9 protein-coding genes and 1 pseudogene are annotated in these 10,644 nt (G+C 66.3%); 8 read left to right on the top strand and 2 right to left on the bottom strand.

The genetic code is table 11. From position 1 onward, the window contains the following. Positions 1 to 4: 4 nt before the first annotated feature. The gene (locus B2X67_RS01900; RefSeq protein ID WP_286784422.1) at positions 5 to 502 is read right to left on the bottom strand and encodes a DUF6231 family protein; all 498 of its coding nucleotides are present in this window, start codon (positions 500 to 502) and stop codon (positions 5 to 7) included. Between the two features lie 424 nt (positions 503 to 926). On the opposite strand from B2X67_RS01900, the pseudogene B2X67_RS01905 reads away from it, so the two are divergent. Together B2X67_RS01905 and B2X67_RS01910 are read left to right on the top strand one after the other, a co-directional pair. Continuing rightward, a pseudogene (locus tag B2X67_RS01905) lies at positions 927 to 1,283 on the top strand (OmpA family protein); the annotation flags it as partial. Positions 1,284 to 1,439: 156 nt separating this feature from the next. Further along, positions 1,440 to 1,706, top strand: coding sequence for a DUF1145 domain-containing protein (locus tag B2X67_RS01910; RefSeq protein ID WP_286784423.1), 267 nt, complete (start codon positions 1,440 to 1,442; stop codon positions 1,704 to 1,706). A 3-nt stretch (positions 1,707 to 1,709) separates the two neighbouring features. Here the strand turns inward: B2X67_RS01910 and B2X67_RS01915 are convergent, their stop codons facing one another. Further along, a complete protein-coding gene (locus B2X67_RS01915; protein ID WP_282339702.1) occupies positions 1,710 to 2,174 on the bottom strand; it encodes a CopD family protein in 465 nt (154 codons plus the stop codon). 230 nt (positions 2,175 to 2,404) lie between these two features. Between B2X67_RS01915 and dinG the strand changes: the two genes are divergently transcribed. From dinG to B2X67_RS01945, 6 genes are all read left to right on the top strand, one after another. Further along, positions 2,405 to 4,549 carry an ATP-dependent DNA helicase DinG gene (gene dinG / locus B2X67_RS01920; protein ID WP_286784424.1) on the top strand — a complete coding sequence of 715 codons (2,145 nt, stop codon included), beginning with the start codon at positions 2,405 to 2,407 and terminating at the stop codon, positions 4,547 to 4,549. A gap of 83 nt (positions 4,550 to 4,632) precedes the next feature. After that, positions 4,633 to 7,068 carry a beta-agarase gene (locus B2X67_RS01925; protein WP_286784425.1) on the top strand — a complete coding sequence of 812 codons (2,436 nt, stop codon included), beginning with the start codon at positions 4,633 to 4,635 and terminating at the stop codon, positions 7,066 to 7,068. A gap of 131 nt (positions 7,069 to 7,199) precedes the next feature. Beyond that, positions 7,200 to 8,348 (top strand): serine hydrolase domain-containing protein, encoded by a 1,149-nt coding sequence (locus B2X67_RS01930; protein ID WP_286784426.1) that lies wholly within the window; start codon positions 7,200 to 7,202, stop codon positions 8,346 to 8,348. 144 nt (positions 8,349 to 8,492) lie between these two features. Further along, positions 8,493 to 9,233, top strand: coding sequence for an OmpA family protein (locus B2X67_RS01935; protein WP_273231864.1), 741 nt, complete (start codon positions 8,493 to 8,495; stop codon positions 9,231 to 9,233). A gap of 45 nt (positions 9,234 to 9,278) precedes the next feature. Further along, complete coding sequence (pdxH, locus tag B2X67_RS01940; RefSeq protein WP_282339693.1) at positions 9,279 to 9,926, top strand: pyridoxamine 5'-phosphate oxidase; 648 nt, start codon at positions 9,279 to 9,281, stop codon at positions 9,924 to 9,926. A 58-nt stretch (positions 9,927 to 9,984) separates the two neighbouring features. Then, a partial coding sequence (locus B2X67_RS01945) for a CdaR family transcriptional regulator (protein ID WP_286784427.1) occupies positions 9,985 to 10,644 on the top strand: 660 nt, incomplete at its 3' end.

Raw genomic sequence — 10,644 nt, forward strand, 5'->3', positions numbered from 1 at the left:
GGCTTCACCACCAGTATTTGCCGAAGTTTTCCGGGTTGGCCCAGAACCGAGCGTTCAGCCAGTCCGGGACCTGCTTGTAATCATGTAGATCATAGGTGAACAGGGTAAGCACCTGCGCCTCGCGGCGGAAACGTTCCTGGGCCTGCATCCCCAGCGAATAGAAGTCGGTGGCCTGCCAGTCGCTGGCGGCCAGGTCGACCAGCACGGCCAGCCGATGAGCGTTCAGGTTGCGGATGCCGCCAAGCAGTTCCAGGCCGCTTCGCTTGGGCAGATGCTCGAGGCAATCGGCGACCACCGCCAATGCATAGCGCTGCGCTGCGATGGCTGCCGGCAGCGGGCCGGGGGCCACATAATCTATCTGGCAGCTCGGGTGCGTATCGCGGTAGGCTTGCAGCGCTGGCAGATCGCTGGCGCCAGCCAACAGCAGGCGTTCAGGGGACTGGCTTTCCAGTAATGCAGCCAGGGCTTGTTGGGGTGTTCGTTGCGAAAAGCTTTCCGTCATTGGGGAACCTCAGCGTGAAGCAGAGAGACTAACGTCTCGAACCCTCATGGCACAGGGCCAGTCGCCCACGCCTGGCGGACTTATAAAAGCGTTGCCATCCAAAGTGTCGGCATACGATCCGATTCTTCCAAGGAGACTTCACATGAGCATGTTAAGGAAAGCTGTACCGCTGGTTCTGATTTCCGGCGTTCTGACCGGTTGTGCTGGTGTACAGAAATCCGACTGGCCGATGTGCGCGGCTGTCGGCGGCGTCACCGGTGCCGCTCTGGGCGCCATCGAAAGCAGCGCTTACGCTGGTTGGGGCGTGCTGGTAGGCGGCGCGACTGCTGCAGCCTATTGCTGGGTCCACGGTCAGGGTGAAGAAACCGTCGCCTACGTCGAAGAGACCCCTGCTCCGGCACCCGCTCCGGCTCCGGAACCGGCTGCTGAAGCCGTTCGCGTCGAACTCGACGTGAAATTCGACTTCGACAAGTCCACCGTGAAATCGGAAAGCATGGGCGACATCCAGAACCTGGCCGACTTCATGAAGCAGTATCCGCAGACCACCACCGTCGTCGAAGGCCACACTGACTCCGTCGGCACCGACGCCTACAACCAGAAACTGTCCGAGCGCCGCGCCAGTGCCGTTCGCGACGTTCTGGTCAACAAGCTGGGTGTCTCGGGCGCTCGTGTCGAGTCCGTTGGCTACGGCGAGTCGCGTCCGGTTGCCGACAACGCAACTGACGCCGGCCGTGCCATCAACCGTCGCGTTGAAGCCGCTGTGGAAGCCGAAGCCAAGTAATCTTGCGCCGAGGCCACGCCGGCCAAGGCCGGCGTTCCACGAAAAACCCGCTTCGGCGGGTTTTTTTATGCATCGGGCAATGCCTTCGTCGGGGTCATCGGCTAGCATCCCGGCACGCGTGGCGGGTGCCGTCGCGAACACATGGAAGGAAGTCGGATGAAACTGTTGAGCCTGTTGGGCAAAGCCATCGTGCTGGTGTTCTGGCTGGTGCTGCTGGTGAACTTGCTGCAGCCCTTCGCTGCGCCGTTCGCGCTGCTGCTGAATCTCTGCGGCGCGGTGTTCCTGGTCGCGCACGTGATCGAGATCCTGGTATTTCGCGCGCGCCTTCAGGGCCGTCCCAAGCCCTGGTCCGATCGCCTGCAGATCATGCTTTTTGGCGTGTTCCACCTGCTGGCGCTGCGTCCGGCCAAATCGGCCGAGTGAACCTCAGAAGCTCGGCCGCGCGGCGACGATCGCCACCAGAGCCAGGCCGAGCAGCAGGTTGATGCCCACCAGGCGGCGAATCTTCCCCAGCGCCGCGCCACCCGCCGGCCAGTCCTCGGCGTCCACCGCCTGGCGCAGCGCCGGCAACTGCAGCAGCTTCACCCGCAGGAACAGCGCGAGCATCGCCAGGTACAGGCCGATCATCACGTGCACATAGCGCGGCGCGGTCTCGAAGCCGGTGAAGCGCAGTTGCAAGAGGCCGATGCCGCTGACCGGCAGGATCAGCACCGCCACCCACACCCAGACGAAGAACCGGCGGAACACCTCGAGCCACAGGCGCAGCCGCTGTGGCGGCTCCAGCGCCACGACCGCGGCGGGCCGCAGGACCATCCAGGCGAAGAACATGCCGCCCACCCAGACCAGCGCGGCGAGTACGTGAAGGGCGTAAACAAGGGCGTAGAGCGTCATTCGGGCTATCTCCGGAGGGTTGGGGGAGGAAACAGGGATGTGGCGATACGGCGTCGGGATCGGCGGAAACGCCCATTCGGGACAGATACAGATCGCGTTACCGACGGATTTCCTCGTGCCTGTCCGTCGCCCGCCGCTTTTGTAAACACCCCTCTGGCGAAACGCGCGCTATCATAGCGACCCGCTCGAAACACTGAAAATTTATCCAGCCTTCCGGCTTTCCGACGCCCATGCTCAGCACCGAACTCAAGTCCCAGATCCAGGGCGCCTATTCCCGTTTTCTCGAAGCCAAGGGGCTGAAGCCGCGCTATGGCCAGCGCCTGATGATCGCCGAGGTGGCGAAGGTGCTCGGCGCGATCTCCACCGACGACGAGAACCGCCGCGACAGCGATCCGGCGGTGGTGGCGGTCGAGGCGGGCACCGGCACCGGCAAGACCGTGGCCTACGCGCTGGCGACCATTCCCATCGCCAAGGCGGCGGGCAAGCGCCTGGTGATCGCCACGGCGACGGTCGCGTTGCAGGAGCAGATCGTGCACAAGGACCTTCCGGACTTGATGCGCAACAGCGGCCTGAACTTCAGCTTCGCGCTGGCCAAGGGGCGCGGGCGCTATCTGTGCCTGTCCAAGCTCGACATGCTGCTGCAGGAAGGCCAGGCGCAAAGTGCCACCGCGCAGCTGTTCGAGGAAGACGGCTTTAAAATCGACGTCGACGAGAACAGCCAGAAGCTGTTCAACCAGATGATCGAGAAGCTCGCCGGCAACCGCTGGGACGGCGACCGCGACTCCTGGCCCGAAACGCTGGAGGACCAGCACTGGGCGCGGCTGACCACCGACCACAGCCAGTGCACCAACCGGCATTGCCCGAATTTCCAGCAGTGCGCCTTCTACAAGGCGCGCGAAGGCATGACCAAGGTCGACGTGATCGTCACCAACCACGACATGGTGCTCGCCGACCTCGCCCTCGGCGGCGGTGCGGTGCTGCCCGACCCGCGCGACACGCTCTACGTGTTCGACGAAGGCCACCACCTGCCGGACAAGGCGATCGGCCATTTCGCGCATTTCACCCGCCTGCGTTCCACCGCCGACTGGCTGGCGCAGATGGAGAAGAACCTGACCAAGCTGCTCGCCCAGCACCCGTTGCCGGGCGAACTCGGCCGGCTGATCGAGAAGGTCCCGGAGCTGACCCGCGAGCTGCGCAGCCAGCAGCAGTTCATGTTCGCCGCCTGCGAACAGCTCGCCGATTTCAAGGCCGGCGAAGACATGGAGGGCCGCGAGCGGCCGCGCCATCGCTTCGTCGGCGGCCTGGTACCCGAGCACCTGCGCGAACTGGGCATCGAGCTGAAGAAGGGCTTTTCCCAGCTCACCGACGTGTTCACCCGGCTGGCCGAACTGCTCAAGCAGGCGATGGACGGGGAGCCTGGCCTGGGCATCGCCAGCCACCAGGCCGAGGAGTGGTACCCGCTGTTCGGCAGCCTGCTGGCGCGTGCCCAGGGCAACTGGGAGCTGTGGACCGCGTTCACCGCCGAGGACCCGGAAAACAGCCCGCCGATGGCGCGCTGGCTGACCCTCGCCGACAGCGGCGCGCTCTACGACATCGAGGTCAACGCCAGTCCGATCCTGGCCGCCGAGACCCTGCGGCGCAACCTGTGGAACGTCGCCTACGGTGCGCTGGTGACCTCGGCGACGCTCACCGCGCTGAGCACCTTCGACCGTTTCCGCATGCGTGCCGGGCTGCCCAAGGCCGCGGCCACCGCCATCGTGCCGAGCCCGTTCCACCACGCCGATGCCGGTGTGCTGCGGGTGCCGGACCTCAAAGCCGACCCGCGCGACGCTGCCGCGCACACCGCGGCGATCATTCGCGAGCTTCCGCGGATGGTGGAAGGTGCGCGCGGCACCCTGGTGCTGTTCTCCTCGCGCCGACAGATGCAGGACGTCTTCGACGGCCTCGAGCGCGATTGGCGCAAGCGTGTGTTCATCCAGGGCAACCTGTCCAAGCAGGAAACCCTGAACAAGCACAAGGCGCGGGTCGACGACGGTGAGGCCAGCGTGCTGTTCGGCCTGGCCAGCTTCGCCGAGGGCGTCGACCTGCCGGGCGCCTACTGCGAGCACGTGGTGATCGCCAAGATTCCCTTCGCCGTGCCGGACGACCCGGTGGAAGCGGCGCTGTCGGAATGGATCGAGGCACGCGGCGGCAACCCGTTCATGGAAATCGCCGTGCCGGACGCCTCGCTGCGCCTGATCCAGGCCTGTGGCCGCCTGCTGCGTACCGAAGCCGACCGCGGCACCATCACCTTGCTCGACCGTCGACTGGTCACCCAGCGCTACGGCAAGGCGATCCTCAATGCCCTGCCGCCGTTCCGCCGTGAAATTGCCTGAGGGCGAACGCCCGCTGCACCAGGGATTGGGCATTCTTTCCCGACATCGTTGTCTACTGCCGGTCGTAATGGAGATACCGCCTCATGATTCACCGCTCGTTGTCCACGTTGTTCGCCCTGTTGCTGAGCGCGCCGGCGCTCGCCGCGTCCGAACCCGCCGCCGCGCCGGCGGCGGTTCCTGAGCCGGCGCCGCAGGTGCTGTTCAACTTCGTCCGCCCCACCGACGTGGTGAAGGTGCAGACCAACGATGCGTTCTTTCCCGAACTGACCGCGGAAAGCACCCCGGAGGGGGAAATCCTCCGCCGCCTGGTATTCAACCCGGCGCCGAAGCCGAGCCTGATCCTCACGCCGCAACAGGGCACCTGGGACTGGTCGCAGATGCGTGCCATGAGCCTGCGCCTGCAAAGCGCGATGGACTGGGCGCTGACCGTCGACGTGCGCATCGAGAGTGCCGACGGCAAGGCGCTGACCACCCGCATCGCTCTGCCGGCCGGCCCGGCGCAGACCCTGCTGGTGCCGCTGCAGGCCACCTCCCCGCGGGCGCTGGGCATGCGCGCCGGCCTGCCGATGCCGTGGGCGCGGGGCGATCGCAAGCTGTTCCTGGCGGATACCGTCGAGGGCGAGCTGAACCCCGCCCAGGTCAGTTCGGTGACAGTATCCCTGAGCAATCCGGACGTGGCGCAGAACATCCTGCTCGGCCGCTTCGGCGTGCGTGGCGACCAGGATTTCCACGACGCCTACAAGGGCATCGTCGATGGTTTCGGCCAGTACACGCGCGGCAACTGGCCGGAGAAGGTCAGGAGCGACGAGCAACTGCGCGCCGCCGCGGCGAAGGACGCCGAACAGGTCAGGAAGTGGCAGCAGCAGTTGCCGCAGCAGGATCGTTATGGCGGCTGGCTGCGCGGCCCTTCGTTCCCGGCCAAGGGCTTCTTCAATACGCTCAAGCAGGACGGTCGCTGGTACCTGGTGACCCCGGACGGCCATCCGTACTTCTCCCTCGGCGTCAACGCGGTGACCCTGCAGCAGAGCCAGACCTACGTCGAGGGTCGCGAAAGCATGTTCAGCGACCTGCCGCCCGCCGACGGCCCGCTGGGGCGGTTCTATGGCAAGGGCGACAACCGCAGCGACACCGGCGCCAACAAGGGCCGCGCCTACGCCAGCGGACGCTGGTTCGACTTCTACAACGCCAACCTCGAGCGTCAGTACGGCGACCTGCCGTGCGCCGGCTCCAGCGAGTGCGTGGGCTGCACGCCCGCCGCGCTCACTGCGAACTCCGCCGCTCCCGCGCCGAAACCGGAAGTCGTGGTGCCGGGCAGCGAGACGCACCTTAGCGCGCCGGCCTCGGCAGCCGCCGCGCCGAGCGATGCGCCGAAAAGCGACGCCGAACCGCCGACCGCGGAAGAATGCGACCGTCTCAAGCGCGCCTCCGCCGTCGAGCACTGGGCGGCGCGCAGCATCGACCGGCTGAAGGCCTGGGGCTTCAACACCATCGGCAACTGGAGCGACGGAGAACTGGGGGACGCCAGGCGCATGCCGTTCACCGTGCCGCTGTCGATTTCCGGCGACTACGCCACCATCAGCACCGGCCACGACTGGTGGGGCGGAATTCCCGATCCCTTCGATCCGCGTTTCGCCATGGCCGCCGAGCGCGCCATCGCCATCGCCGCCCGCGGCCACCGCGACGACCCCTGGCTGATCGGCTTCTTCGCCGACAACGAGCTGTCCTGGGCCGCGCCGGGCAGCGAGCCGCACGGTCGCTACGCCATCGCCTACGGCACCCTGCGCCTGACCACGGACGTGCCGGCCAAGCGCGCCTTCCTCAAGCAGTTGCGCGACAAGTACCGCAACGAGCAGGGCCTGTCGAAGGCCTGGGGCATCGACCTGGAGCACTGGGAGCTGATGGAAGACCCCGGCTTCGAAGCGCCGCTGCCAAGCCCGGAACACCCGGCCGTCGAGGAAGACCTGCAGTACTTCCAGCGGGTGTTCGCTGAAACCTACTTCAAGACGATCTCCGACTCGCTGGAATGGCACGCGCCGAACCACCTGCTGCTGGGCGGCCGCTTCGCCATCAGCACGCCGGAGGCGGTCGCCGCCTGTGCCAAGTACTGCGATGTCCTGAGTTTCAACTTCTATACCCGGGAGCCGCAGCAGGGTTACGACTTCGAGGCGCTGCGCAAGCTGGACAAGCCGGTGATAGTCACCGAATTCCACTTCGGTTCGCGTGACCGCGGGCCGTTCTGGGGTGGCGTCGCCGAGGTCTACAGGGAAGAAGAGCGCGGGCCGGCCTATGCCCACTTCATCGAGCGTGCTCTGGCCGAGCCGACGATCGTCGGCGCGCACTGGTTCCAGTATCTCGACCAGCCGGTGACCGGTCGCCTGCTCGATGGCGAGAACGGCCACCTGGGGCTGGTGGGCATCACCGACCTGCCTTACCAAGGTTTCGTGGAGGCGGTGCGCAAGGCCAACCTGGCGGTCCCGGAGAAGTGGCTGCCGGACACGGGAAAGGCGAAAACGCCCTGACCGGCGACGCGCAGCCGCCGTTGCGCGGTGGCTGCGCGTGAATGTGGGGCCGAAACCCGTCTTTCTTCCGGTTCCCAAGCTCGTCCGGTGCTGGAACAATGCGGGCTGACTCGTTACCCGCAGGTGCCGGCGTGCAGATTCAGGGCTACTACGACCTCCAGTTCGAAGCGGTGAAGGACGCCTTCGCCGAACTGTTCGACAACCCCCAGGAGCGCGGTGCCGCGCTGTGCATCCAGATCGGCGGCGAGACGCTGGTGGACATCTGGGCCGGGACCGCCGACAAGGATGGCGCCGAAGCCTGGCACAGCGACACCATCCTCAATCTGTTCTCCTGCACCAAGACGCTTACCGCGGTCGCTGCGCTGCAACTGGTGGGCGAGGGCAAGCTCGAGCTGGACCGGCCGGTGGCGTACTACTGGCCGGAGTTCGCCGCTGCCGGCAAACAGCACGTCACCCTGCGCCACCTGCTCAGCCACGCCGCCGGCCTGCCGGCGTTGCACGCCCAGCTGCCTGGCGAGGCGCTCTACGACTGGAAAGCGATGACCGATGCCCTGGCCGCCGAGCAACCCTGGTGGACGCCGGGCGAAGCCCACGGTTACGCGCCGATCACCTATGGCTGGCTGGTCGGCGAATTGCTTCGCCGCGTCGATGGCCGTGGTCCCGGCGAGTCCATCGTCAACCGGGTGGCCAGGCCGCTCGGCCTGGATCTTCACGTCGGCCTGGCAGACTCCGAGTTCCACCGGGTCGCGCACATGTCGCGGGCCAAGGGCAACCTGGGCGACGCCGCCGCGCAGCGCCTGCTCAAGTGCTTCATGAGCGAACCGAACGCCGTCAGCACGCGCGCCTTCACCAACCCGCCGTCGGTACTGACCAGCACCAACAAGCCCGAATGGCGGCGCATGGCACAGCCGGCGGCCAACGGCCACGGCAACGCGCGCTCGCTGGCGGGTTTCTACAGCGGCCTGCTGGATGGGCGTTTGCTGGAGCCCGAGCTGATCGGCGAGTTGACCCGCGAGCACCGTCGCGGCGAGGATCGCACGTTGCTCACCGCCACCCGGTTCGGCCTCGGCTGCATGCTCGACCAGCCCGACGTGGCCAATGCCACCTACGGTATGGGTCCCAAGGCGTTCGGCCATCCGGGTGCGGGCGGCAGCATCGGTTTCGCCGATCCGGAGCGCGACCTGAGCTTCGCCTTCGTCTGCAACAGCCTCGGCCCCTACGTGCTGATGGACCCGCGGGCGCAGCGCCTGGCCCGTGTGACGGCGGGGTGCCTGGAATAGCCGCTCGTCAGTTTCTCTACGGAAGCCTTTTCGAATTAATAAGTTGCGTCCAGAATTTAACTTGAAGTATGAGAGCGCGGCGCCGCTTCCTTATCTTGCGCCTATCGACCCGACCATCAACTTCCAGATTACGGAAACCATTTCATGAAGCTGTTCAAGACCACTACCTTGATTCTGTGCATGATCGTATCGGGCTGCAGCACGTTCAAAAGCGATGACGCCGGCGAAAAGAGCAGCTCGTGGTGGCCGTTCGGCAAGAAGGAGGCGGTGGCTGAACAGAAGAAGGTCGAGATGCCTGATCCTAAGATCACCCAGGCCTGGCTCGACACCTACGAGCCGCAGCTGCGTGAGACTCTCAAGGGCAGCAAGTTCGAAGTCGAGCGTCGTGAAAACCTGCTGGTGATCACCGCGCCGGTGGACTCTTCGTTCAACCCGGATCGCCCGGAAATGCTCCTCCCGGTCACCCTTGGCCCGGTGACCAAGGTCGCCAAGCTGGTGCAGGACGATTCCAAGACCGCCGTGCTGATCCTCGGCCATGCCGACAGCTCCGGCGCCCTCGACCTGAACCGCAAGCTCAGCCAGGATCGCGCCCGCGCCTTCGCTTCGATCTTCCGCCTCAGCGGCCTCAAGCAGGATCGCCTGAAGCAGCAGGGCGTAGGCTCCGACATGCCGCGCGCCGCCAACGACAGTGCCCAGGGCCGCTCGCTGAACCGCCGCGTGGAGATCATGCTCACGCCGCAGGACACCCTGACCGCGCTGCTCGCCCAGTACAGCCAGCCGGCCAAGGCCGAAGCCGGCGTCGAAGCCGCGCCGGGCGCGCCTTTGGCGAGCGGCCCGAAGATCGCCGCGGTGGGTAAGGTGGTTGCCGCAGATCAAGCCAAGTAAGGCTTGCCTGGCTAAGCTAGGACTCTTTTTCGTAAGGAGTGCAGCATGAACCAGAGCCTCGCCGATATGCGTCGCGACTACACCCGCGACGGGCTGAGCGAGCAGCAGGCGCCGGCCGAACCGCTGTCGCTGTTCCAGCAATGGTTCGCCGATGCGGTGAAGACCGAGCAGGCACCTGTCGAGCCCAACGCGATGACCTTCGCCACGGTCGACGCGGAGGGCCGTCCGCATTGCCGGATCCTGCTGCTCAAGGGGCTCGACGAGCGCGGCTTCACCTTCTTCACCAACTACCTCAGCGCCAAGGGCGAGCAGCTCGCCTCGCAACCCTTCGGCGCCATGACCTTCTTCTGGCCTTCTCTCGAACGCCAGGTGCGCATCGAAGGCCGCGTCGAGAAAGTCACCCCCGCCGAATCCGATGCCTATTACCAGGTGCGTCCGCTGGGCAGCCGCCTCGGAGCCTGGGCTTCGCCACAGAGCCAGGTCATCCGTGACCGCGAACAGCTCGCCGAGTTGCTGGCCAAGACCGAAGCGCGTTTCCAGGATCAGGAGCCCAGTTGCCCCGAGCACTGGGGCGGCTATCGCCTGCTGCCCGAGCGTATCGAGTTCTGGCAGGGCCGTTCCAGCCGCCTGCATGACCGGCTGAACTACCGCCTGGAGGACGGCGCCTGGGTACGCGAGCGGTTGGCGCCTTGATCCCCTGACACGCATTTCCCGCCTACACTAGCGGCCTCTTTCCAGAGGCCGTTTTTTCATGCTCGAACTCGATTCCACCCTGGCGCAACACATCGTCGACCGCGCGATGGCGATCCTGCCGCACAACATCAACGTGATGGACGCGCAGGGGATGATCATCGGCAGCGGCGATCGCGAGCGGCTGCATTCGCGTCACGAGGGCGCCCAACTGGTGCTGGCGAATCGACGCACCGTGGAGATCGACGCACAGGCCGCGGCCTGTCTGCGCGGCGTCAAGCCGGGAGTCAACCTGCCGCTACTGTACGCCGACCAACTGATCGGCGTGCTCGGCATCACCGGCGATCCCGAGGAGCTGCGGCCCTACGCGGCGCTGGTGCGGATGACCGCCGAGATGCTCGTCGAGCAACGCCAGTTGCAGGCTGAGCGGCACTGGCGCAGCGACCGCCTGGAAAACTGGCTGCGGCTGCTGCTCGACCGCCAGCAGCCGCTGGTGACGCTGCAATCCGAAGCGCAGCGCCTCGGCCTGCAACTCGGCTGGCCCATGCAGGCCTGGCTGCTGGAGCTTGATGGCGGCGACGATCTGCCGATCCGGCAAGGCGCGTTGCTGGCCGATCTCGGCGAGCGTGCCGAGGGCTTCTGCATCGCCCTGGCGGCTGGCGAGCTGCTCTGGTGCCGGCCGTGGCGCAGCGGGCGCGAGCCGGCGGCCTGGATGCGGCGC

Origin of the sequence: Pseudomonas sp. UBA3153 (assembly GCF_002364635.1) — a bacterium.
Classification (GTDB): domain Bacteria; phylum Pseudomonadota; class Gammaproteobacteria; order Pseudomonadales; family Pseudomonadaceae; genus Pseudomonas_O; species Pseudomonas_O kuykendallii.

Coding starts and splice junctions, on each gene's coding strand:
- B2X67_RS01900 (WP_286784422.1), bottom strand. CDS start 502: ATGACGGAAAGCTTTTCGCAACGAACACCCCAACAAGCCCTGGCTGCA.
- B2X67_RS01910 (WP_286784423.1), top strand. CDS start 1,440: ATGAAACTGTTGAGCCTGTTGGGCAAAGCCATCGTGCTGGTGTTCTGG.
- dinG (WP_286784424.1), top strand. CDS start 2,405: ATGCTCAGCACCGAACTCAAGTCCCAGATCCAGGGCGCCTATTCCCGT.
- B2X67_RS01935 (WP_273231864.1), top strand. CDS start 8,493: ATGAAGCTGTTCAAGACCACTACCTTGATTCTGTGCATGATCGTATCG.
- B2X67_RS01915 (WP_282339702.1), bottom strand. CDS start 2,174: ATGACGCTCTACGCCCTTGTTTACGCCCTTCACGTACTCGCCGCGCTG.
- pdxH (WP_282339693.1), top strand. CDS start 9,279: ATGAACCAGAGCCTCGCCGATATGCGTCGCGACTACACCCGCGACGGG.
- B2X67_RS01925 (WP_286784425.1), top strand. CDS start 4,633: ATGATTCACCGCTCGTTGTCCACGTTGTTCGCCCTGTTGCTGAGCGCG.